Source organism: Streptomyces sp. NBC_00448 (assembly GCF_036014115.1).
Classification (GTDB): Bacteria; Actinomycetota; Actinomycetes; order Streptomycetales; family Streptomycetaceae; genus Actinacidiphila.
Window position 1 is genome coordinate 9,404,312 of the sequence record NZ_CP107913.1, and the last position, 22,470, is coordinate 9,426,781.

21 protein-coding genes are annotated in these 22,470 nt (G+C 72.8%); 10 read left to right on the plus strand and 11 right to left on the minus strand.

Going from position 1 to position 22,470, the window contains the following annotated elements; all coding sequences use genetic code 11:
• Positions 1-65 precede the first annotated feature (65 nt).
• Positions 66-1,259: a PP2C family protein-serine/threonine phosphatase gene (locus OG370_RS40385; RefSeq protein WP_328473361.1), complete on the plus strand. Its 1,194-nt coding sequence runs from the start codon at positions 66-68 to the stop codon at positions 1,257-1,259.
• A gap of 85 nt (positions 1,260-1,344) precedes the next feature.
• Positions 1,345-1,875 (plus strand): NUDIX hydrolase, encoded by a 531-nt coding sequence (locus OG370_RS40390; RefSeq protein ID WP_328473363.1) that lies wholly within the window; start codon positions 1,345-1,347, stop codon positions 1,873-1,875.
• 111 nt (positions 1,876-1,986) lie between these two features.
• On the opposite strand, the gene OG370_RS40395 is transcribed toward OG370_RS40390, so the two are convergent.
• Positions 1,987-3,282: an enolase C-terminal domain-like protein gene (locus OG370_RS40395; protein ID WP_328473365.1), complete on the minus strand. Its 1,296-nt coding sequence runs from the start codon at positions 3,280-3,282 to the stop codon at positions 1,987-1,989.
• 157 nt (positions 3,283-3,439) lie between these two features.
• On the opposite strand from OG370_RS40395, the gene OG370_RS40400 reads away from it, so the two are divergent.
• The gene (locus OG370_RS40400) at positions 3,440-4,276 is read left to right on the plus strand and encodes an NAD-dependent epimerase/dehydratase family protein (protein ID WP_328473367.1); all 837 of its coding nucleotides are present in this window, start codon (positions 3,440-3,442) and stop codon (positions 4,274-4,276) included.
• 65 nt (positions 4,277-4,341) lie between these two features.
• Here OG370_RS40400 and OG370_RS40405 read toward each other — a convergent pair whose 3' ends face one another.
• From OG370_RS40405 to OG370_RS40425, 5 genes are all read right to left on the minus strand, one after another.
• Positions 4,342-6,414, minus strand: a complete 2,073-nt coding sequence (locus tag OG370_RS40405) for an ABC transporter ATP-binding protein (RefSeq protein ID WP_328473369.1) — start codon at positions 6,412-6,414, stop codon at positions 4,342-4,344.
• Positions 6,415-6,478: 64 nt separating this feature from the next.
• A complete protein-coding gene (locus OG370_RS40410; RefSeq protein WP_328473371.1) occupies positions 6,479-7,495 on the minus strand; it encodes an ABC transporter permease in 1,017 nt (338 codons plus the stop codon).
• Complete coding sequence (locus tag OG370_RS40415; protein ID WP_328473373.1) at positions 7,482-8,435, minus strand: ABC transporter permease; 954 nt, start codon at positions 8,433-8,435, stop codon at positions 7,482-7,484. The genes OG370_RS40410 and OG370_RS40415 overlap by 14 nt, the downstream gene beginning before the upstream one ends.
• Positions 8,436-8,481: 46 nt before the next feature.
• Positions 8,482-10,296, minus strand: coding sequence for a peptide ABC transporter substrate-binding protein (locus OG370_RS40420; RefSeq protein ID WP_328473375.1), 1,815 nt, complete (start codon positions 10,294-10,296; stop codon positions 8,482-8,484).
• A 434-nt stretch (positions 10,297-10,730) separates the two neighbouring features.
• Positions 10,731-12,185, minus strand: coding sequence for a carboxylesterase/lipase family protein (locus tag OG370_RS40425; protein WP_328473377.1), 1,455 nt, complete (start codon positions 12,183-12,185; stop codon positions 10,731-10,733).
• A 211-nt stretch (positions 12,186-12,396) separates the two neighbouring features.
• Between OG370_RS40425 and OG370_RS40430 the strand changes: the two genes are divergently transcribed.
• The gene (locus tag OG370_RS40430) at positions 12,397-13,344 is read left to right on the plus strand and encodes an Lrp/AsnC family transcriptional regulator (protein WP_328473379.1); all 948 of its coding nucleotides are present in this window, start codon (positions 12,397-12,399) and stop codon (positions 13,342-13,344) included.
• Between the two features lie 4 nt (positions 13,345-13,348).
• Here OG370_RS40430 and OG370_RS40435 read toward each other — a convergent pair whose 3' ends face one another.
• Positions 13,349-14,167 carry an MBL fold metallo-hydrolase gene (locus OG370_RS40435; protein ID WP_328473381.1) on the minus strand — a complete coding sequence of 273 codons (819 nt, stop codon included), beginning with the start codon at positions 14,165-14,167 and terminating at the stop codon, positions 13,349-13,351.
• A gap of 325 nt (positions 14,168-14,492) precedes the next feature.
• Here OG370_RS40435 and wrbA point away from each other — a divergent pair, with 325 nt between their 5' ends.
• Positions 14,493-15,095: an NAD(P)H:quinone oxidoreductase gene (wrbA, locus tag OG370_RS40440; protein ID WP_328473383.1), complete on the plus strand. Its 603-nt coding sequence runs from the start codon at positions 14,493-14,495 to the stop codon at positions 15,093-15,095.
• A 287-nt stretch (positions 15,096-15,382) separates the two neighbouring features.
• Positions 15,383-15,973 (plus strand): lytic polysaccharide monooxygenase auxiliary activity family 9 protein, encoded by a 591-nt coding sequence (locus OG370_RS40445; RefSeq protein WP_328473385.1) that lies wholly within the window; start codon positions 15,383-15,385, stop codon positions 15,971-15,973.
• A 228-nt stretch (positions 15,974-16,201) separates the two neighbouring features.
• Here OG370_RS40445 and thrS read toward each other — a convergent pair whose 3' ends face one another.
• The gene (gene thrS / locus OG370_RS40450) at positions 16,202-17,494 is read right to left on the minus strand and encodes a threonine--tRNA ligase (protein ID WP_328473387.1); all 1,293 of its coding nucleotides are present in this window, start codon (positions 17,492-17,494) and stop codon (positions 16,202-16,204) included.
• A gap of 292 nt (positions 17,495-17,786) precedes the next feature.
• Between thrS and OG370_RS40455 the strand changes: the two genes are divergently transcribed.
• Positions 17,787-19,397 (plus strand): serine/threonine-protein kinase, encoded by a 1,611-nt coding sequence (locus tag OG370_RS40455; protein WP_328473389.1) that lies wholly within the window; start codon positions 17,787-17,789, stop codon positions 19,395-19,397.
• Between the two features lie 108 nt (positions 19,398-19,505).
• Here OG370_RS40455 and OG370_RS40460 read toward each other — a convergent pair whose 3' ends face one another.
• Positions 19,506-20,309 (minus strand): hypothetical protein, encoded by an 804-nt coding sequence (locus OG370_RS40460; protein ID WP_328473391.1) that lies wholly within the window; start codon positions 20,307-20,309, stop codon positions 19,506-19,508.
• A 51-nt stretch (positions 20,310-20,360) separates the two neighbouring features.
• On the minus strand, positions 20,361-20,510 hold the full coding sequence (locus OG370_RS40465; RefSeq protein ID WP_328473393.1) for a nuclear transport factor 2 family protein: 150 nt from the start codon (positions 20,508-20,510) through the stop codon (positions 20,361-20,363).
• Positions 20,511-20,614: 104 nt separating this feature from the next.
• On the opposite strand from OG370_RS40465, the gene OG370_RS40470 reads away from it, so the two are divergent.
• Positions 20,615-20,890: a hypothetical protein gene (locus OG370_RS40470; protein ID WP_328473395.1), complete on the plus strand. Its 276-nt coding sequence runs from the start codon at positions 20,615-20,617 to the stop codon at positions 20,888-20,890.
• Positions 20,891-20,931: 41 nt separating this feature from the next.
• On the opposite strand, the gene OG370_RS40475 is transcribed toward OG370_RS40470, so the two are convergent.
• On the minus strand, positions 20,932-21,510 hold the full coding sequence (locus OG370_RS40475) for a TetR/AcrR family transcriptional regulator (protein ID WP_328473397.1): 579 nt from the start codon (positions 21,508-21,510) through the stop codon (positions 20,932-20,934).
• A 90-nt stretch (positions 21,511-21,600) separates the two neighbouring features.
• Here OG370_RS40475 and OG370_RS40480 point away from each other — a divergent pair, with 90 nt between their 5' ends.
• Positions 21,601-22,047: a DUF1772 domain-containing protein gene (locus OG370_RS40480; protein WP_328473399.1), complete on the plus strand. Its 447-nt coding sequence runs from the start codon at positions 21,601-21,603 to the stop codon at positions 22,045-22,047.
• A 34-nt stretch (positions 22,048-22,081) separates the two neighbouring features.
• Complete coding sequence (locus OG370_RS40485) at positions 22,082-22,432, plus strand: antibiotic biosynthesis monooxygenase family protein (protein WP_328473401.1); 351 nt, start codon at positions 22,082-22,084, stop codon at positions 22,430-22,432.
• Positions 22,433-22,470 lie beyond the last annotated feature (38 nt).

The window sequence follows — 22,470 nt, forward strand, 5'->3', positions numbered from 1 at the left end:
CACCACCGACCGTCCGGCGCCGTACTACCGTAGGAAAGGACGAACATGGCGATACGCTCGCCTACGTGACGATCCCTCACCGAAGCCGCCGCTCCCGGGCGCCCGGCAGCCGGCGGCGCGGCCTCGCCCAGTGGTCGCCGCTGCTGCTGACCGTCGTCATCGGGGCGCTCGCGGTGGCCACGCCGAAGGACTTCGCGGTGAGCCGGCTGCTGCCCGCCGCGCCCGCGCTGGCCGCGTCGATGTGGTCGGTCACCGCCACCGTGCTGCTCGGCGTGCTGACGCTGGCCGCGATGTTCGCCATCCAACTCGCCTTCGACGAGCCCGCGACCGCCTTCACCGCGGTCGCGCTCGCCGCCGTCACCGCCGCCGCCGCGTACGCCGCCCATGTGCGGTTGCAGCGGGAGCGCACGCTGACCCAGGTCCGCTCGGTCGCCGACGCGGCCCAGGCCGTGGTGCTGCGGCCGGTGCCGCGCCTGCTCGGCGGCGTCGGCATCGAGACGCTGTACCTGGCCGCCGCCGAGGAGGCCCGGATCGGCGGGGACTTCTTCGCGGCCGTCGACAGCCCGCACGGCGTACGGGTCCTGCTCGGCGACGTGCGCGGCAAGGGCCTGTCGGCGGTCGGGGTGGCCAGCGCCATCGCCAACGGCTTCCGCGAGGCCGCCTACGACGAACCCGACCTGGCCCGGCTCGCCCGCCGGCTGGAGAAGAGCGTCAACCGCTACAACGACACCAGCACCTCGCCGGACGCGGGCGAGGGGTTCGCCACCGCGATCTTCGCCGAGGTCCGGCCGGCCCGGCGCGAGGTCACGCTGCTCAACTGCGGCCATCCGTCACCGTTGTTGCTGAGCGGGGGCAGTGGCGGCAGCGGCGCCGGCGGCTCCGGGAGCCCGGGCGGGGGCCGCACCCGCGTGCTCGACCCGTCGGCGCCGTCCCCGCCGCTGAACATGGCCGCGCTGATCGGCGGGGAGTACACCCTCGACACCGTCGCGCTCGCCCCCGGCGACCGGCTGCTGTTCTACACCGACGGCGTCACCGAGACCCGTGACCGCGACGGCCGGTTCTTCCCGCTGCCCGAGTGGATCGCCCAGCAGACCGCGGTGTCCCCGCCGCACCTGCTCGCCCTGCTGCACCAGCAGCTCCTGAGCTTCAGCGAGGGCGCGCTCGACGACGACATCGCCGCCCTGGTGGTGCGGTGCGACGGCGCCACCGACCACCGGGCCGCGGCGCCGTCCGGTGCGTCGCCGGCCCTCGACCGCTGAAATCCGGCGGCGGCGCCGCCCAACCCTGTGCGAGGATCGCCCCTTTGACGTGGCGACGGCGCAACGCACGGGCGGAGGACGGACGATGACGGTGGCGGGATCGGCGGCGCGGGCGGACGACGGGCGCGGAAGCGGGGACGAGCCGGAGCGGCAGGTGCAGCGCAGGCTGCGGGTGGCCGCGTACGGGGTGTGCGTGCGCGACGAGCAGCTCCTGCTGTCGCACGTGGTCGCGTTCGGACCGTACCCGGCGGGCTGGACGATGCCGGGCGGCGGCCTCGAACACGGCGAGGACCCGCTCGACGCGGTCGTCCGCGAGGTCGAGGAGGAGACCGGCTACCAGGTCGTCGTCGACCGGCTGCTCGGCATCGACTCCTTCCACCGCAGCCGCGTCCTCGACTCGGGAGTCGTCGACGACTTCCAGGGGATGCGGATCATCTACCGCGTCCACGTCATCGGCGGCGAGCTGCGGGACGAGGTGGGCGGCTCCACCGACCGCGCCGCCTGGGTGCCGCTCGCGGACGTGCCCGCCCTGGACACGGTCGAGCCGGTCGGCGTGGCCCTGCGGCTGCACCGCGAGCAGCCCCCCGCCGGCCGGCTCACCCCGCAGGACCTCTGACCGGCGCCCGTGGCGCGGCCGCGGGCGAGCGCGGACACGGCTCCGGCCACGGGGTCGGGGCAGACGACCCGTGGCCGATTCCACTCCGCACAAGGCGCGTCGAGGGTGTGCTCAGGGCGCGTTCAGGCTGCCGTCCGGGTGGCGGACGCCGGTCGCCCAGCGCTCGTGCAGGAACTTCGTCGGCGGGAAGCGGACCGCGGCCTTCTCGTCGAGGTCGACGCCCCAGCCCGGCGCGTCGGAGGGCGCGAGGTGGCCCTCGCGCACCACCGGGGTGCCCGGGAAGACCTCGTGGGTTGCGTCGTTGTAGGTGTGCGACTCCTGGTAGCCGAAGGCCGGAGTGGAGATGTCGACCGCCAGGTTCGCCGCCACGCCGACCGGGGAGATGTCGCCGGGGGAGTGGAACGCGGTGCGCACGCCGAGCAGTTCGGCCAGCGCGACGAGTTTGCGGGTCGGGGTCAGGCCGCCGACCGCGGAGGTGTGCAGCCGCAGCAGGTCGATCCCGCCGTCCTTGATCAGCCGCGCCGCGTCCGTGACGTTGCCGATCTGCTCGCCGACCGCGATCGGCACCGGCGACGCGGCGCGCACCTCCGGCAGCCGGTCGTAGTACTCCGGAGCGATCACGTCCTCCAGGAACGACAGCCGGTACGGCTCCAGTTCGCGGGCGAGGACCACCGCCTGCTTCGGGGTCAGCCGGCTGTGCACGTCGTGCATCAGGCTCACCTCCGCCCCCAGCCGCTCCCGCGCCGCCGCGAAGAGCTCCGGCGTGGCCCGCAGGTACTGCGCCACGTCCCAGCCGTCCGGGTGCGGCGAGCGCGGATAGCCGCCGCGGGTGCCGGGCGCGCCGTACGTCCCCAGCCCCGGGCCGCCGACCTGGAGCCGCACATGGCGGTAGCCCCGCGCCAGCAGCTCCTCGGCCTCGGCGAGCGTCTCCTCGACGGTGCCGCCCGCCGCGTGCGAGTACACCTCGACGGCGGATCGGCTGCGCCCGCCGAGCAGTTCGTACACCGGCATCCCGGCGCGCTTGCCCGCGATGTCCCACAGCGCCTGGTCCACCCCGGACAGCGCGTTGCCCAGCACCGGGCCGCCGCGCCAGTACGACGAGTAGTGGATCATGCGGGTGATGTCCTCGATGTCGGCCGGGTGCCGCCCGACCACGAGCGGGCCGACGTGCTCCTCGACGGCGGCGACGACCGCGGCGTACCGCTGGGTGAAGGTCGCGCAGCCCAGCCCGTACAGGCCCGGCTCCGAGGTGTCGACGCGGACGACGACCAGTGGCATGCCCTCCGGCGCCGTGACGATCGCGCGGACCGCGGTGACCCGCAGCCGGTCCCGGCCCGGCCAGGGCGGCGCGGCCTGCGGGAGCGCGCCGGAGTCGTCGAGCAGGCGGTCGGGGCCTGAACCGGTCATGGGGATTCCCCTGTTCGCGGATAGAGCGAGCGGACGGGATCATGTTACGTTTCCCGCACGGCAACGTCATATTGCTTTTGTCATCGCGCAAGAACACAACATTCGTCCGGTCCACGGGCGGTGTGACCGTCGGCGCCACCCAAAGGAAGAAGCCACCGTGAAGGTTCTGGTCACCGGCGCGGGCGGCCTGCTCGGCCGCGAAGTCGTCACGCACCTGCGGGAGTCGGGGCACACCGTACGGGCCCACGACCGCACCGCCCCGGACCCCGCGACCGCCGACGAGGTCGCCGGTGGGGACCTGCTCGACCACACCCGGCTGACCGGACTCCTCGACGGCGTCGACGCCGTCGTGCACGCCGCCGCGCTGCCCTCACCGGAAGCCGCGCCCCACGACGAGGTCTTCGGCAACAACGTCCGGGCCGCCTACCTGGTCCTGGACGCCGCCGGCCGCGCGGGTGTCCGCCGCGCCGTCAACATCTCCAGCCTGTCCGCGCTGGGGCTGGCGTTCTCCGCGCACGACGCGTCACCCCGCTTCGTGCCCGTCACCGAGGACCACCCCTACGTCGGCGACGACGTGTACGGCCTGTCGAAGTACGTCAGCGAGACCATCGCCGCCACCACCGCCCGCCGGTACGGCGGCACCCTCGTCTCGCTGCGCTTCCCCTTCCTCGGCACCGGCGAACGGCTGCGCGGCCACCTGGCCGCGGTGCACCGCGACCCCGGCGTCGACCGCGGTTCGCTGTGGGGGTGGCTGGACACCCGCGACGCCGCCCGCGCGATCGGTGCCGCGCTCACCGCACCGGTCGAGGGGCACCCGGTGATCAACGTCGCCGCGCCCGACACCACCGCCCTGGAACCGACCGCGGAACTGCTGCGCCGCTACCACCCCACCGCCCGCCACGACACGCCCCTCGACGGTTTCGCCGTCCCCTTCGCCCTGGCCCGCAGCCGCGAACTGCTCGGCTTCACCCCGCGGTACACCTGGCGCCCGTAGCCGCCTCGGCTCTGCCCGTGGCTGCCCGGAGCCCTGGTTCGCGGCCCGGCCGGGACGGTGGGCGGTCAGACGGGTGCGGGCACCGTCCCCTCGGGGACCGGCTGCTGGAGCGGGAAGTGGCAGGCCGCGGTGTGGCCGGGGCCGAAGGAGCGCAGCGCGGGCTCCTCGGCCGCGCACAGATCGGTGGCCAGCGGGCACCGGGTGCGGAAGCGGCAGCCGGACGGCGGGGCGGCGGGGCTGGGCAGTTCGCCGGTGATCGCGGCGCCTTGCTTGGCGCGCTCGGTCGCCGGGTCCGGCACCGGGACGGCCTCCAGCAGGCCCGCGGTGTAGGGGTGGGCGGCGCGCAGGTGGATGTCGTCGGCGCTGCCGACCTCCACCAGCCGGCCGAGGTACATCACGCCGATCCGGTCCGCGAGGTAGCGGACCACGGCGAGGTCGTGCGAGATGACCACGTACGACAGGCCGTGCGACGCCTGGAGCCGCTTCATCAGGTTGAGCACCTGGGCCCGCACCGAGACGTCCAGCGCGGAGACCGGCTCGTCGGCCACGATCAGCCGCGGATTGAGCGCCAACGCCCGTGCCAGGCCGACCCGTTGGCGCTGGCCGCCGGAGAACTCGTGCGGGAAGAGGTCCAGCCCCCGCTCGGGCAGGCCCACTTCGCCGAGTAGTTCGGCGACCCGGGCCTTCTGCTCGCGCGCGGTGCCGATGCCCTGGATGCGCAGCGGCTCGCGCAGGATGCCGCCGACCCGCATGCGCGGGTCCAGCGAGGAGAACGGGTCCTGGAAGACCATCTGGAGATCCCGGCGGCGGCGGCGCAGTTCGCGGCCGCGCACCTTCGCGAAGTCGGTGCCGTCGAGGGTGACCGTGCCGGCGTCGGGCCGATCCAGGCCGACCAGCAGGCGGCCGAGCGTGGTCTTGCCGCAGCCGGACTCGCCGACCAGGCCGAAGGTCTCGCCGTGGCCGAGCGTGAAGGAGACACCGGACACGGCGTGCACCACCCGCCGGCCGCGCCCGGGCAGCCGGGCCCCGTGCACCGGGAACTCCCGTACCAGGCCGTGCGCTTCGAGCAGCGGCCGGTCCGGGTCGGCCGGCTTCGTCTCGGGGGCGGCGGTCTTGGCCTTGGGCGCCGCGGGGCGCGGCACGACCGCGGTGGCGCCGGCCGGCCGGGGCCCGTCGGTGGGGTGCCAGCAGGCGTACCGGTGCTCCGCGGTGCCGATGAGCACCGGCTCGTCGGTGCGGCACCGATCGGTGGCGTACGAGCAGCGGTCGGCGAAGCGGCAGCCGGCCGGCGGGTCGGTGAGGTCGGGCGGCAGCCCGGGGATGGTGGGCAGTTGCCGGTCCGGGTCCTGGTCGAGCCGCGGCACCGAGGCCAGCAGGCTCTGGGTGTAGGGGTGGCGCATGCCGCGGAAGAGCCGTTCGGTGCGGGTGCTTTCGGCGATCCGGCCGGCGTACATCACGTTGACCCGGTCGGCGTGGCCGGCGGTGACGCCCATGTCGTGGGTGATGAGGATCATCGCCATGCCGAGCCGGGTGCGCAGGTCGGCGAGCAGGGCGAGGATCTGGGCCTGGATGGTGACGTCGAGTGCGGTGGTGGGCTCGTCGGCGATGAGCACCCGCGGTTCGTTGGCCAGCGCCATGGCGATCAGCACGCGCTGGCGCAGGCCGCCGGAGAGCTGGTGCGGGTAGTCGTCGAGGCGTTCGCGCGGGTGCGGCAGCCCGACCAGGCCGAGGACCTCGGCGGCGCGGTCGGCGGCCTCGGCCCGGGTGCAGCCGCGGTGCAGCAGGACGGGTTCGGCGACCTGGTGGCCGATGCTCTTGGTGGGGTCCAGGGAGGTCATCGGGTCCTGGAAGACCATCGCGATGTCGTTGCCGCGCACCCGGCGCAGCTCGTGGTCGGGCAGCCCGACCAGCTCGCGGCCGTCCAGCCGTACCGAGGAGCCGTCCAGCAGCCGGCCACCGGGCGGCAGCAGGCCCATCAGGGACAGGCCGGTCATGGACTTGCCGCAGCCGGACTCGCCGACCAGGCCCAGCGTCTCGCCGGCCTCCAGGTGGAAGGAGACGTCCTCCACCGCCCGGACGACACCGCGACTGGTGCGGATGTGGGTGGTGAGGTTCTGGACGTCGAGCAGGGGAGGCATGCCGTTCCTCGATTCGTCGCCGGCCCCGGCCGCCGGCCCGGGAACGGGCGCGGCGGCGGAGCGGTCACGTGCGTTGCAGGCGGACGTCCAGCGCGTCGTGGAAGGCGTCGCCGATCAGGTTGAAGGCCACGACGGTGATGATGAGGACCACCGCGGGCGGGTACACCAGCCACCAGTACCCGTCGTACAGGTAGTCGAGGCCGCCGGTGAGCATCGTGCCCCAGTCGGCGTGCGGCGGCGGCAGTCCGAGCCCGAGGAAGCTCAGGGTCGACAGGGTGAGGATGGAGTCGGCGATGGTGAAGGTGGCGCTGACGATGATGACGCCGGCCGCGTTCGGCACCAGGTGGCGCAGCACGATCCGCCGGCCGGTGCCGCCCATCATCCGCGCCGCCTGGACGAACTCCCGGGTGCGCAGCGTCAGTACCTCGCCCCTGACCAGCCGGGCCGCGGCGAGCCAGGACAGCAGCGACATCACCACGATGATCAGCCACAGCGACGGCGTGAACATGCTGACCACGATCAGCAGCAGCACCAGGCCGGGGATGGCGAGGAAGGTGTCGACGGCCCGCATCATCACCGCGTCCACCACCCCGCCGAAGTACCCGGCGAAGGCGCCGTACAGGGTGCCGATGACGGTGGTGGCCAGCGCGACCGCGAAGCCGAGTTCCAGCGAGGAGCGGCCGCCGGCCATCAGCCGGCCGAGCACGTCGTAACCGGAGGCGTCGGTGCCGAGCGGGTGGCCGCCCCCGGGCGGCAGTTCGGCGAGGTCGAGGTGGACGGTGACCTGGTCGGTCCGGTACAGCAGGGGTCCGATGAAACAGAAGGCGGCGACCACCGCGACGATGCACAGCCCGGTCAGCGCCCGCGGGTTGCGCAGGAACGCGGCGGCCGACAGCCGCCCGGAGCCGCGCCGGACGGCCAGGGTGCCGGCCTCCGGCGCACCCGCCTGACGCGCACCGGCTCGGGGCGCACCGGTCCCCTTCGCATCGGCCTGCGGCGCACCGGTCCCCTTCGCACCGCCTCCCGGTGGGTCCGCCTCCGGTGAGCCGGCCGCGGCCGGCCCGGTGTCATGAGTGGTCATAGCGAATCCGAGGGTCGAGGAGGCTGTAGGCGATGTCCGCGAGCAGGCTGCCGACGACGGTGGCCACGCCGACCACCAGCGTCGAGCCGAGCAGGACCGGATAGTCCTTGCCGGTGGCGGCCTGGTAGAACAGCAGCCCCATGCCCGGGTAGTTGAAGACCGACTCGGCGATCACCGCGCCGGTGACGATGGCCGGCGCCGACAGGCCCAGCACGGTGATCACCGGCAGCAGGGAGTTGCGCAGCACGTGCCGGCTCAGCACCAGCCGGCCCGGCAGCCCCTTCGCGCGCGCCACCAGGATGTAGTCCTGGGCGAGCGTGCTGATCGCCGACGAGCGCATGTACCGGCTGAACCCGGCCACGGTGACCAGCGAGAGCGTCACCACCGGCAGCACCAGGCCGCGCGGGTCGGACAGGATGCCGGCGACCGACTCGGCCTGCGGCGCCTGGGAGGGCAGCACGTGCAGCTGCACCGAGAAGAGCGCGACCAGCAGCAGCGCGAAGAAGAAGTCCGGCATCGAGTACAGCACGAACGACACCACGGTGAGCACGTGGTCCACCGCGCGGTCCCGCCGGACGGCCTGGTAGATGCCCATCGGCAGCGCGACGGCCAGGGCGACCACGGTGGACAGCCCGAGCAGCACCGCGTCGCGCGGCAGCCGCTGCGCGATCAGCGTGGACACCGGCTGGTGCAGCGAGTACGACGTGCCGAAGTTCCCCTGCGCCGCCTGCTTGACGAAGTCCACGAACTGGACCGCCAACGGCCGGTCCAGGCCGTTGGCGGCGTTGAAGACCGCGATCCGCTCGGAGTTGGCCCGCATGCCGAGCGTGGCCCGCGCGGCGCTGCCCGGTTCGAGGTGGATCAGCGCGAAGGTCACCACCATCACGCCGATCACCACCACGACCGCCTGACCGGTCCGGCGCAGGAGGTAGGCCGTCACCGGGTGCCCGTCACGAGGCCCACGTCAGCCACGAGGCCCGCGCCCGTCACGAGGTGTACGCCCAGTCCTCGTAGGCGACCGTGCCGGAGAACGGGTTGAGCGGCACCACGCCCTGGAGCTTGCTCCGGTACACCAGCAGACTGCTGCGCAACGGCACCCACAGCCACGGCAGTTGCTTGGCGGCGTAGTCCTCGTAGGTGGAGAACGCCTGCGAGGAGGAGCCGTACTCGGTGGCCTTGATCAGCTTGTCCATGGTCGGGTCGGAGTAGCCGCCGAGGTTGCCGGAGCCGCCGGTGTCGAAGAAGCCGGTGCCGTTGGGGTAGAGCGGGTACGGCTCGTAGCCGAAGTCCGACAGCTGCCAGCTGCAGCCGGACGCCGGGTGGGACTGCGCGGTGCAGGCGCCCATGGTGCCGAGCAGCGTGTTGAACGGCTCCGCCTTGAGGTTGAGGGTGATGCCCGCCTGCGCCTCGGAGGACTTGATGGCGGCTTCCTGCTCCTCGGTGGTGGCGCGGCCGGAGGAGTAGACCATCTGGAAGGTCAGCGGCTGGCCCGCCTTGATCCCCGCGCCGCACTGCGCCGCGCCGGTGCCGGGGCTCTGGCAGGTCGTGGTGCCGCCCGGCACCACCTTCCAACCGTGCGCCTGGAGCAGGGACTTCGCCTTGTCCGGCGAGTACGGGTACGGTCCGCCGGACTTCTCCAGCGGGGTCGCCCAGGTCTCGGTGGCCTTGACCGGCACCGGTCCGTTGCCCGGGTCCGCGTAGCCGTTGTAGACCTTGGAGACGATCTGCGGGCCGTTGATCAGGTACTGCATGGCCTGGCGGACGTAGAGCTGCCGCAGCACCGTGCCGACCTTGGCGTTGTACAGGTTCGGCAGGATGCCGGCGACGCCGGGGATGGGCACGCTGGCGATCGAGTAGCCGCTGGAGCGCAGCGCCTGCGCCTGCTTGACGTCGTTGAGCGGCAGCCCGGCCACGTCGAGGGAGCTGCCGGAGCGCAGCGCGTTGAGCTCCGGGGTGTCGGTGGTGAACGGCTGCATGACGAGCTTGTCGACCGACGGCTTCGCGGAACCGGAGTACGCCGGGTTGGGCACGTAGCTGTAGTAGCCGTTGCTGCGGAACTCCTTGAGCTTCCAGGGCCCGTCGACCACCTGCCACAGCGGGTTGGTGGCGAAGCTGCCGATCTTCGCCCCCTCCTTCTGCAGGTAGGAGTAGACGGCCTTCGCGCCCGCGGTGGTCGTGTCGTGGTCGCCGACCGCGCCGGTGGCGGAGGTCTTGTCCCAAGCGTGCTGGGGGAGCAGCGGGATCGTGCTGAGCACGTCGTCGGTGTAGAAGTCCGGGTTGTACGCCCGGGTGAGGTCGAGCACCACCGTATGGGCGTCCGGGGTGGCCACCTTCGCCACGTCGTCCGGGAAGAGCCCGGGCAGGTGCGCGGCCCAGTTCTTGGAGTTCGCCTTGAGGAGGTTGTAGACGAAGGTGAAGTCCCGGCTGGTGAGGGGCTTTCCGTCCGACCAGTTCCAGTCCTTGAGGTGGATGGTCAGCCGCTTGTCGCCGTTCGAGTAGTCGAGCGAGGTGAACAGGCTCTTCTCCTTGTTCACCTCCGCCTTGGCGCCGTCGCCGGGGTAGACGAGGTACGGCCACAGCGCCTCGGTGAGGTTGGCGTTCCAGCCGTTCTGGTTGGTCGCCGGGACCAGCGGGAAGATGAAGTCGGGTACCGCCGCCACCTCCGCGACCGTGAGGGTGCCGCCCTTCTTCACCGGGCGCTTCGTGGCGGTGGCGTGCTGGCCGTCGGAGATCGAGCCGTGGCCGCCTCCGCCCCCGCCGCCGGTGCACGCCACGGCGGCCATCGCCAAGGCCGCGGCCACCGCGACACCTCTGGTACGTCGGATCACGCGCATGCGTGTCATCGCCCTCCCCACTCGTGCGGCACCACATCGGGACCGATGACGACGTGGCATATGGCAGGTGCACGACACGCATCGGCTTGGAAGATCTACCCGGGCCCGCGTGGGCTGAAGCGCCACGAACGTCGATGTCCCGAACTCCCGCCGCTGCGGGAGGGCGCTCGTTGATCAACGACCAGCATGGTGGGCGAATGTTGCGGGAGTACTGCGACAGTATGTCACTGTCCCGTCCACCTCGACCTGCTCGCGCGGCACGCGGGTCCCGGCACTTTCGGCGTTCCCTGGGCTCCCAGGGTTCCCGGCGCCCCCGGTGTTCCCGTCGGGCGCGGCACGGTGGGGAATCCGGGGCGGTGTCGAGCGATCGGCCTGCTGACGACGCGTGACCTCCCGCCCGCTCAGCCGAAGTGGCGGACGCGGGCGCCGGCGGCGGGGTGGTAGGGCGGCCAGCCGGCGGCCTTGCCGGAGCTGACGAACTCGGCGACCGCGGTGGCGAATTCACGGCCCAGGACACGCTCGGCGGCGCCGGCCCCGGCGAGAGCGGGGCTGTCGGGGAAGGCGTCGAAGGTGCCGAACAGGAAGGGCAGTTCGGCGCAGTGCGTGGCGCCCAAGGCGTACGGGTCCTCGGCGGGTGCGCGGTCGAACTGGTACACGTAGGTGGTGTTGCCGCCCGCCGCGTGGTGGTCGGCGGTCTGCAGCGACGTGTCGCGAAAGAGGCTGTCGGTCTGCACCGCGGTGAAGATCTGCGCGGGTGTCGCCTGCGGGCGGAGCGCGGCGTGCTGCCCATACCGGTCCTGGGCGGCCGACCGGCCGATTTCTTCGGTGAGCAGGTCCAGGGCGGCGGCGGTGGTGAGGTGTTGGACGTGGGGGTCGAAGGCGCAGAAGGCCGTCGCCTCGTCGCGGGTGGTGCCGATCAGAAGCTGCTTGCCCGCCAACGCCCCCTCGGTGAGCGCTTGTTGCCGGGTGCGGGGCACGCCGGGAGCGCCGAGGACCGGGTACATCGGCGGGGCCGCCTTGCCCGGCGCCGCGAGCTGGGCGGAGAGGCGCCCGTAGGCGTCCAGCAACCGCTCGACCGGCAGCGCGCGCAGGGCCGTCGCGGTGTCCGCGCCGGCCGGGATGCCCAGCAGGCGCAGATAGGCGACGGCGTTCTCGGCGGCCTGGTGCGGGTCCTGCGGGTCCAGGCCGAAGGGGCCGCTCTGCAGCAGCAGCCGGGTGAGGGGCCCGTTCGTCGCGGGGTCGAGGGCGAGCATCAAGGCGGAGTAGGCCCCGGCGGACTGCCCGCCGACGGTGACGGTGCGCGGATCTCCGCCGAAGGAGGCGATGTTGTCCTGCACCCAGCGCAGTACGGCGGCCTGGTCCTGGGGGCCGAGGTTGGCCGCGCCGACCTCCGGCAGGTAGAGGTAACCCAGCGGCCCGACACGGTAGTTGGCGGTGACGACCACGATGTCGCCCAGGGCGGCCGGCCGGCCGCCGTCGTACCAGTCCCAGCCGCCGGAGCCGCTGGTGAAGCCGCCGCCGTGCCACCAGACGAGCACCGGACGGGCCGCACCGTCGGTCAACGCGCCACGCGGGGCGAAGACGTTGACGGTCAGACTGCCGTCCTCGTTCCAGTCCGGCACGCGCGGCCCCTGCACCTTCTCCAGCCGGGAGGCCGCCTGCGGCACGGACGGTCCGGCCTGTGCCGCGTCCCGCACGTCCGTCCAGCCCGGGTGCGGCCGCGGCGGCGCGAACCGCAACTCGCCCACCGGCGAGGCGGCGTAGGGGATGCCGCGGAAGGAGACCGCCTCGCCCTCCACGATTCCCCTGACCCGGCCCCGGTCGGTGTCCACGACCGTGCGCTCGATACCGGTCATCGTGCTCACCTGCTCTCTCGTCTCGTCTGCTCTGGAAACGATTCTCGACCGGGACGGAGATCCGAGCCAGAAATGCCCGCCGGAATCGAGGAAGACGGACATAGGATCTTGGGATATGGAGAATATGCGTCATCGACTGGATGGGACGGACAGTCGGATCGCCGCGGCGATGCTGGCCGCACCGCGTGCGTCGTGGCGCACCGTCGGCCGTGTGCTCGGTATCTCGGAGCGCACTGTCGTACGCCGCGCGGCGCCGCTGTTCGGCGACGGGACCCTTCGGGCCACGGCGGTGCGCAACCCCGTGCACTTCCCCGACGTGATCCCGCTGGCCCTGCGCATCCGCTGCAAGCCCGACCGGATCGGCGCCATCGCCGCCACCCTCGCCCGCCGCCCCGACACCCTCTGGGTGGACGTCCTCGGCGGCGGGGACGAGATCTGCACGATCCTGCAGTTGGACGGGCCGGACGCCCGCAACAACCTGCTGCTGCGCGACCTCCCCGCAACCCCCGCGGTCCTGTCATGGACCTCGCACGTCCTGCTGCGGACCTTCCCGGCCGCGTTCGACTGGAGCGGCGGCCTGCTGACGGCGAGCGAACTGGCGGGCCTGCGCCCGGACATACCCGCGGTATCCGAGGGGACCGACGCGCCCCGGCCCGCGCTCCAGCCCCTCGACCACCAGTTGATCACCGCGCTGATCGAGGACGGCCGGGCCCCGTACACCGACCTCGCCCACTACGCGGACACCACCGCGCTCACCGCGCGTCGGCGTCTGGAGGCGCTCGTCGGCGGCCAGGTCCTGCGGCTCGCGACCGAGGTCGACCTTGCCCGGCTGGGCGTCCGCGCCGAGGCGCTGCTGTGGATCACCGTGGCGTCCGGCGGCATGGAGGAGACGGGCCGGCAGCTCAGCCGCCACCCCCAGGTCCGCTTCGCCGCCGCGACCACCGGCCCCGCCAACCTCCTCGTGGCCGTCGCGGCAGCCGACCTCGACGCGCTCTACCTCTTCATGAGCGGCACCATCGGCGTCCTCGAACACATCTCGACCGTCGAGGTCACCCCGATCCTGGCCGGCGTCAAGAGGACCGGCCTGGTCCGTCCGGGCCGCCTCCAGCCGACGGAACCGGCTGGAGCGCGGAGAGGCCGTACGGCGCGCGGGCGGTGAGGAGTCAGGCGATCGGCGGCGCGAGGTATTCGAGCGCGTAGCCGGCGGCGCCGTCGCGGGTCACGCGTCCCACGCCGGGCGAGTCCAGGTGGGCGCCGGCCACGAAGTGTGCCGGCGCGGTCAGTTGGTCGAGGAGAGCGTGTCGCGCCGCGCGTGCCTGCGCCTGGTCCTTGTCGAACTCCCATGACACGTCCGGCCGGGCGAACTGCAGGGAGGGCACGTGAACGGTGTCGCCCCACACGAGCAGCCGACCGGCGTCGCTCCTGGCCTCGTAGACGGTGTGACCGGGTGTGTGCCCGGGAGCCGGAACGGCCGTGACCCGGTCGGTGACGGCGACCGGGTCCGTGACGGGGACGGCGCGGTCGCGGAACGGTGCGAGCCGCCCGGTGAAGACGGAGGTGTCGCCCGCGCCGATCCACACGCGCCGGAGCTCGGGGAACGCCTCCGTGCCGTCGGGGGCGACGAGGCCGCCCACGTGGTCTTCGTGGCGGTGGGTGATCGCCACGTCCGTGATGCCGTCCCGGTCGACTCCGGCTTCGTCCAGGGCGTCGAAGAGCGATCCCATGGTGGAGTGCCAGGTGTTGGACGCGCCGGTGTCGATGAGGACGGACGTGGTGCCGTCGCTGACGAGGAAGGCGTTGACCGACAGCCGCAGGTTGCCGTCGACCAGCGGGACCGTGTCCGGCAGCGTGTCGAACGGGCCCCCGCTCTCGTCGCGGAGGCGGGCCGGCGGCATGTCGATGTAGCCGTCTCGCAGGGAGATGACCCGGAGGTCGCCGAACTCGAAGGTGGCGTGGAGGGGACCGCTCGAAGTGAGGCGCATGAGATCTCCGTCAGGTAGTCGTGGCCGCTCGGTACGCGCGGGGTCGCCCGCCCGAGCAGCCGGGTTGCGGCGAGAGGCGCGACGGTGGTCGTTCCCGCGCCTGCGAGGACGGGAAGCCGCCGTGTGAGGTGCCGCTCGACGATCTTCCTCTCTCCCGGCCGCGTCGCGCGGCCGTACGGGTGAACCGAGGGCGGCGCGGGCCGCCGGTCGCCGCTGGAGGCGGTTGGGGCGCGGAGAGTTGGGGGTGTGCGACCGGGCGGCGCCGTAGCGGCGCGCGGCACGCGCACGCACACCGCATCACTGTCGAGCGGGCGGAGAAACGCACGTGGCTGTCCGAGTTGCCGTCATCTACTACAGCGCCACCGGGAACGTCCATCAGCTGGCCCAGGCCGTCGCCAAGGGGGCCGAGAGCCGGGACGCCGAGGTGCGTCTGCGCAGGGTCCCCGAGCTCGCGCCCGACTCGGCCATCGACGCCAACCCGGCCTGGCGCGCGCACGTGGACGCCACGAAGGACGCGGTGCCCGAGGCGACCCTCACCGATCTGGAGTGGGCCACCGCGTACGCCTTCGGCACGCCGACCCGCTTCGGCAACGTCACCGCCCAGCTCAAGCAGTTCATCGACCAGACCGGCGTGCAGTGGCAGGCGGGCGTCTTCCACAACAAGCCCGCCACGAGCTTCACTTCGGCGATGAACGCGCACGGCGGCCTGGAGTCCACGCTGCTGTCGCTGAACAACGTCTTCTACCACTGGGGTTGCATCATCGTGCCGCCCGGCTACACCGACCCGGTGCTCTTCGCGGCCGGCGGCAACCCGTACGGCACGAGCTGGGCGAGCGGTGGCGGCCAGGGACCGGACCAGGCGACGTTGGACGCGGCGCACTACCAGGGCAGGCATCTGGCGGACATCGCGGGGCGGTTGGAGGGCTGAGGGTCCGTGCTGGCGAACTCCCGGGCCGGGCGGTCCGGGAGTTCGGGCGTTGCGGGCGGTCTGCCCGGTCTGTTCGGCCCGGTCGATCGGCCAGGTCCGGCCGCTTGGTCGGGCCCGGCCGTGTGGTCGGTCCCGGCTGGTCGGTCCGGTTCGGCCGGTTCGGCCGGTTCGGCCGGTTCGCGTGGGGGATTGGCCGAGAGTTGATGTGGACATGGCGAATCGCCGCCACTAGCGTGCGAGTTGGTCTAGACCTGACCTGGACCGTACCCCCACCTCTGGAGTCCACCATGCGCAAGAAGATCGCCACCGCGGTGGTCGGCGTCGGCGTCGCCTCCGCGTTCGCGCTGAGCACCGGCAGCGCCAGCAGCCACGGCTACATCAGCACCCCGCCCAGCCGCGCCGCGCTCTGCGCCGCCGGCACCGTGACGAACTGCGGCGACATCCAGTACGAACCGCAGAGCGTCGAAGGCCCCAAGGGCTTCCCGGCCGCCGGCCCCGCCGACGGCAGCATCTGCAGCGGCGGCAACGCGCGCTTCTCCCAGCTCGACGACCCCCGCGGCGGCGCGTGGCCCGCCACCCAGGTGACCGGCGGCCAGAGTTACACCTTCACGTGGACGCTCACCGCGGAGCACTCCACCACCGACTTCTCCTACTACCTGACCAACAGCACCTACGACCCCACCAAGCCGCTGACCCGCTCCGAGATCGACACCACCCCGTTCCTGACGGTGCCCTACAACGGCGCCCAACCGCCCGCCACCGTGGTCCACCAGGGCACGATCCCCACCGGCCACACCGGCAAGCAGCTCATCATCGGCGTGTGGACCATCGCCGACACGGGCAACGCCTTCTACTCCTGCGCGGACGTCCAGTTCTGACCCGCCGGGCTGCCCGCGCGACGGCCTCGTCCGGGTCGCGCGCCTTCGCGGGGTCGGGCGGCCTGCCTGCGGGTGGGCCGCCCGACCCCGCTCGCCGTGCGCGGGCCGCGCAGCACGTATCCGCAGCGGTGCCGCGATGTTGACGGTGCGTCAGCCCGGGGGCGGGGCGGGCCCGGGAACCGACTCGGGCGCGGATCAGTCCCAAGGGCAGACGCCGTCCGCCGGCCCTCACCCCGCCGCGGCGTCCGCCTCCTCCTCGTCCCACAGCCGTACGCCGTGACCGCCGACCACCGCGGCGATCCGCGCCGCCAGCTCAGGAGCGGGCAGCGGTGCGGGCCGCCGGCCGTCCCGCAACCGCACCGCGACCAGCCCGGCCGCGGCCTCCCGGGCGCCGATCACCGCCTGGTACGGCACCAGGCGCGCCTGCCGCACCCGGGCGCCGAGGCTGCCCTGGTGCGGGTGGGAGACCTCGGCCCGCAGCCCAAGTGCCGCACAACGCGCGGCGAACGCCTCCGCGTCCGCCATCTGCTCCGCCCCGACCGGCAGCACCGCCACCTGCACCGGCGCAAGCCACGCCGGGAACGCGCCGCCGTGCACCTCGACCAGGTGCGCCACCGCGCGCTCCACGCTGCCGACGACGCTGCGGTGCACCATCACCGGCCGGTGCTTCGCCCCGTCCGCGCCCACGTAGCGCAGCCCGAACCGCTCCGGCTGGTGGAAGTCGACCTGCACGGTGGACAGGGTCGACTCCCGCCCGGCGTGGTCGGCGACCTGCACGTCGATCTTCGGGCCGTAGAACGCCGCCTCGCCCTGCTCCGCCTCGTACGGCAGGCCCAGCCGCTCCAGCACGCCGACCAGTGCCTCGGTGGCCCGCTGCCACGCCTCGGGCGCGGCCGCGTACTTGCCGCCGGGGCCCGGCAGCGACAGCCGGTAGCGGGCCGCGCGGATGCCCATCGCGGCGTAGGCGCGCCCGATCAGCTCCAGCGCGCCCGCGGCTTCCTGCTCGACCTGCCCGGGGGTGCAGAAGATGTGCGCGTCGTTGAGCTGGATGGCCCGCACCCGGGTCAACCCGCCCAGCACCCCCGACAGTTCGGCGCGGAACATGCCGCCCAACTCCGCCATGCGCAAGGGTAGTTCGCGGTAACTGCGGGACTGTGAGCGGTAGAGCACCGCGTGGTGCGGGCACAGGCTCGGGCGCAGCACCATCTGCTCGCCGCCGACCTCCATGGGCGGGAACATGTCCTCGCGGTAGTGCGCCCAGTGCCCGGAGATCTCGTACAGCTCGCGCTTGCCGAGCACCGGGGAGTACACGTGCCGGTAGCCGGCCGCCCGTTCCTGGCCGCGGATGTACTCCTCCAGCGCGTGCCGCACCGCCGCGCCGTCGGGCAGCCAGTACGGCAGGCCCGCGCCGATCAGCGGGTCGGTGCCGAACAGGCCCAGCTCGCGGCCGAGTTCGCGGTGGTCGTGCACGGCGTCGGGTGCGGCCGCGTCGTGGTGGTCGTTCCTGGGGATGTCGTTCATGGTGTCGCCTCTCCGCGGTGGTGGGGCGGCCCGCGGCAGCACGAAGCCCCGGGGCGATCGCCCCGGGGCTTCGGACTCAAGACATCGGTCAGCGCGCCGGGACACTCTCCGGCGTCGTCGTCATCGCGATCATCGCGGCGCGCTTCATGCGGAGGACCGTAACAGGGGCCCGGTGCGGTACGCCAATGGTTTCCGCCACCCTTCCGACCACGGTTTCCGCGCCGGGGCCGTCCCGACACGGGCGGGGACGCCGTACCGTGGGAGCAGCACGGGAGCGGCGTACGGGGGTCGGGTGGGGACAGTGGCGGGTGAGGCGCAGCCGGGCCAACTGGTCGGCGGGCGTTACCGGTTGGTGCGGAGGCTTGGGGCCGGGGGGTTCGGGCGGGTCTGGCAGGCGCACGACGAGTCGCTGCGCGTCGAGGTCGCGGTCAAGGAGGTCTGGCTGCCGCCGGCGATGAACGGCGCGGAGCGTGCCGAGCGGGTCGTGCGCGCCGAGCGGGAGTCCCGCAACGCCGCCAGGCTGCGCAACCACCCGAACATCGTCACGGTGCACGACGTGGTCGTCGAGAACGGGGTGCCCTGGACGGTCATGCAACTGGTCGACGGGACCTCGCTGGCCGATCACGGTACGGCGCGGGGACCGCTGCCGGTGGCGGACGCCGTGAACGTCGCGGCGGCGCTCCTGTCGGCGCTCGGCGCCGCCCACGACGCCGGGATCGTGCATCGGGATGTCAAGCCGGACAACGTGATGCTGGCCGACGACGGCCAGGTGCTGCTCACCGACTTCGGTATCTCGGTCCACCAGGCCGACACCGCGCTGACCGCGGCCGGCGGGTTCATCGGCTCGATCGAGTACATCGCGCCCGAACGGGCGCGCGGCGCGGAGGAGCGGTCGGCGAGCGACCTCTTCTCGCTGGGGGTGACGCTGTACCAGGCACTGGAGGGCGTCTCGCCGTTCCGCCGGGGCACCCCGGCCGCGACGCTCGCCGCGGTTCTGCTGGACGAGCCGCCCGCGCCACGCCGCGCCGGCGAACTGGCGCCGCTGATCGCGCGGTTGATGGCGAAGGACCCGGACCTGCGGCCCAGCGTCGCGGCGGCGAAGGCCATGCTGGAGGGCATGCCGCACGGTGTGCCGCGCGGCAGCGGCGCGACCGCTGTGGGCACGGTGCCTGAGCCTGCGGTGCCCGAGCTTGCGGTGCCTGAGCCTGCGGCGACGGATCTCGCGGTGGCGGCGCCGGACTCCGGGGTGGCCACGGTCCGGGACCCTGCCGTGGCGGCTGATCCCGCGGGGGACCCTGCGGTCGCGACCGTGGTGGAGACCGCACTCGCACCCGCACCCGAGGCCACACCCGCACCCGAGCCCGGAACCTCACCCGAGAGCGGGGACGCACCACATCAGGAGTCCCGCCGGCCGAAACCGGGCCGGATCGCGGCCGTCGCCGTGGGCAGCCTCGCGGTGGTCGCCGCCATCGTGGTCCCACTCGTGCTGTGGGCACCGGGGCACCATGCCGCCGACCCGCTGAGCGGCCTGCGTGACCCTTGTGCGGCCGTGCCACACTATTACTTCGAACAACTCGGGTTGCCTGAGCCTCCGACCCGCCACACGGACAACGTTCGTGGGCGCTCCCGGTGGTGCGAGTGGGGGGCGGGCCAGGACCGGGACCTCACGGTCGGCTACGACACCGAGAGCATGGCGGACGCGCGGTCGGGGGACCCCGGATCGGTGCCGTACGCGGGCATCAAGGGCGCCTATGAGGTCTATCGCGCCAACCAGGGCACGTGCGTCGTCACATGGCCGACGTCATTCGGGACAGCGGACCTGACCTATGCGCCCGATCAGCAAACCGGCTGCTCGATCGCCGAGGGGTTGGCCCGCGTGGCCTATCCGAACCTCTCCCGCTGACCGTGCCGGCGTCGGTGAAGTGGCTTTCGGTGTCGATGACTTGAGACTTCGGCCGGCGCGCCGGGACACTCTCCGGCGTCGGCGTCAGCACGTTCATCGCGGCGCACTTCATGCGGGGGACCCCAGCGGGGGCGCATCGCGGAGGTGGCGCGCGACGAAGTCCCGCCAGTACGCGACGGCTTCGGGCTTGGTCTCCGCGTGGGCGCCCGCGTAGCCGAGCAGTTGCTTGTCGGGCGACCCGAGCTCCTCGAAGAGCGCGAACTGGCCCTCCCTGGGGAAGATCTCGTCGTACCACTGGAGGTGGAAGAGGGCCGGCGCGGTGATCCGCCGCGCGTCCGCCACGACGCGCCGGGGGACGTCCAGACCGGCGGGCATGCCGGGCGCCTGCCGGAGGCCGAACTTGCCGAGGACGACGCAGCGAATGCGGTCGTCCAGCGCGGCCGCCAGCGGAAGGCCGAAGCGTGTCCCCATCGACAGGCCCAGGTAGCCGAGGCGCGCGGTGTCCACGAGGCCCAGGGCCCCGAGGGCATCCACCACCGCCAGCCAGTCGCCCGTCATCCGGTCGAGAACGACGTCGAGCCCCTCTTCGACGATGCGGGGCTGGTACTCCTCGGCCGGCAGCGGGCGGGGGACCCGGTCGCCGTGATACGGCCCGTCGATGGCGAGCGCGCCGATTCCCACCCGCGACGCGAACCAGCAGGCCAGGCCGGTGACCCGCGCGCTCCTCTTGTGCCCGCTGCCGCCGTGTCCCAGCAGGACCAGAGCGGGGGGTGCGGAGGACGGGGTGGGCGGCAGCCAGAGCACACCCGGAACGGTGCCCGTGTTTCGGGGCAGACGGAACACCGCCTCCCGGACGCCGCCCTCCAGCACGCGACGACCGGCCCACGCGACTGTGTCATCCACCTCATCCACGCAGCCATTGAACCAGCGGCCCCGTAGCCGTCGCGTGGCGGTGACGCTCCGTCAGTTCGCTTCGCGTACCGGCACGTCGGCGCCGAGCGCGTCGAGGACGGCCAGGGGGTCGAGAGAGGAGCGCCAGTGCGTGATTCTGCGGTCCCGGATGGTGATCACCGACACGAAGTGGTTGCTGTACCGCTTTCCGGTGGCGAGCACCCGGCCGTGCACCACCTACTCCAGGACGACCACCGAGGTCTCGCGGTCGTGGTGGACGGCCCGCCGTCGGCACGCTCCGTGCGCAACGTGTCCCCGTAGCCGCGATGCTCACCAGCGGCTACCCGCTCTACACCACCGTGCGAGTCCCCCTTCCCCTGGACCGCGCCCAGGTGCTCGTCCCCCGCAACCGCGCCACTCACCGGCCCGACGGCACCCGCGCGACCCTCGTCACCATCGGCGGCACCAGCCCCGAAGAACTCGCCGACCACCTCCTCCACCTCGCCACACCCCTGCGCGTCCTGACCCCCGCCACGGTCCGCTACGCGCTACGCCGACGCGTCCACGACCTCCTCGACGCCGACGAGCCCGAGCCGAACTGACCCCCGACCAGGCGCCCCGGCCGCGGACCGGTCGGGCGGGGTCAGAGGTGGGCGAGGCGGTCGACCAGGAGGGCCACTCGCGGTTCGGCGTCCTGCGGGAGGAGGCGGCCTGACCGGGTCAGGGTTGCCAGGCCGTGCAGGGAAGCCCAGAAGACCTCGGTGAACAGCCCCGGGTGGACGCCGTCCCCGGCGACCTCGCCCAGGCTCTCCAGCAGCGCGGCGAAGGCGTCCTTCAGTGGCTCGGGGGTCTCCTCCTGGGCGAACGCCAGGCCGCCGTCGAGCTGGAAGATGGCGTCGTAGACCGCCGGGTTCTGCTCGGCGAAGTCGAGGTAGGCGCGGGCGAGGGCGGTGACCCGCTCGCGCGGGCCGTTCGCCCTGGCGGCCGCGGCCCGCACCGCCGCCGCCAGCTCGGCGGCGCCCTCCAAAGCGACGGCGCCGATGATCTCCCGTTTGCCGCGGAAGTGGCTGTAGAGGACCGGCTGGCTGTACTCGATGCGCTCGGCGAGCCGGCGGGTGGTGACGGCGTCCCAGCCCTGCTGCTCGGCGAGTTCGCGGGCCGTCGCCAAGATCAGGCGCTCGCGGGCCGCCCGTTCGCGCTCCTTGCGTTCCTTTACCGACATGATCCGATCCTAGCAGCGCTAGACAAGCAAGCTCTAGTAGTACTAGCGTTGACTCATCACCTAGCAACACTAGATTCTCAGGGGGTCGTCATGGTCAACGCGCTCGAGGTGCTCACCACCGTGGTCGTCGGCGTGATGGTGGGGGTGGAGTTCTCCGTCGCCTTCGTCATGAATCCGATCCTCAACGCGCTCCCCGAGGACAGCAGGCAACAAGGCCACGCGCACGGGGGCCGGATGCTCGGCGCCGTGATGCCGGTCTGGTACATCACCTCGCTCGTCCTCACCGTCGTCTGGGCCGTCGCCAGGTGGCACCACCACCACACCGGCCTCGTCGTCACGGCCGGCGCGCTGCTGATCCTCAGCGTGGTCATGTCAGTCCTGCTGCTCGTCCCGATCAACAACCGGAACAAGACGTGGACCCCTGACAACCGGCCCGCCGACTGGAAGGAGCAGATGGACCGCTGGCTCCTTCTCCACTACGTCCGCGTCGCCGTCATCATCGCCGCCTTCACCCTGCTGGTCGCGGCCCTCGTCTGAACCCCCCGACCGACAGCGAGAGGAAGTGCCGAAAATGGCCAAGCTGCAGAGTCTCGACCCGCACACGCCCATGTTCACGCAGTTCAAGGAGGCGACCGGGCCCATCGTCCTGGCCAACACCTTCTTCGTCCCGAAGGAGCGGACCGAATCGTTTCTCGCGCTCTTCCGACGGCAGGCCGAGTTCATGAAGGCCCAGCCGGGATTCGTCTCCCTGCAGATGCACCAGGGAACGGGGGACAGCCGGCTGCTGATGAACGTCGCGGTCTGGGAGTCGACCGAGGCGCTCGCCACGGCGTTCGGCAGCCCGGAGTTCCAGCGCATGGCGGCCGAGTTCCCCGACGACATCGTGTCCTACCCGCACATCTTCGAGCAGATCGACGCGTGACACGGCAGCGATAACCGCCACACCCTCGAACCGCTGCC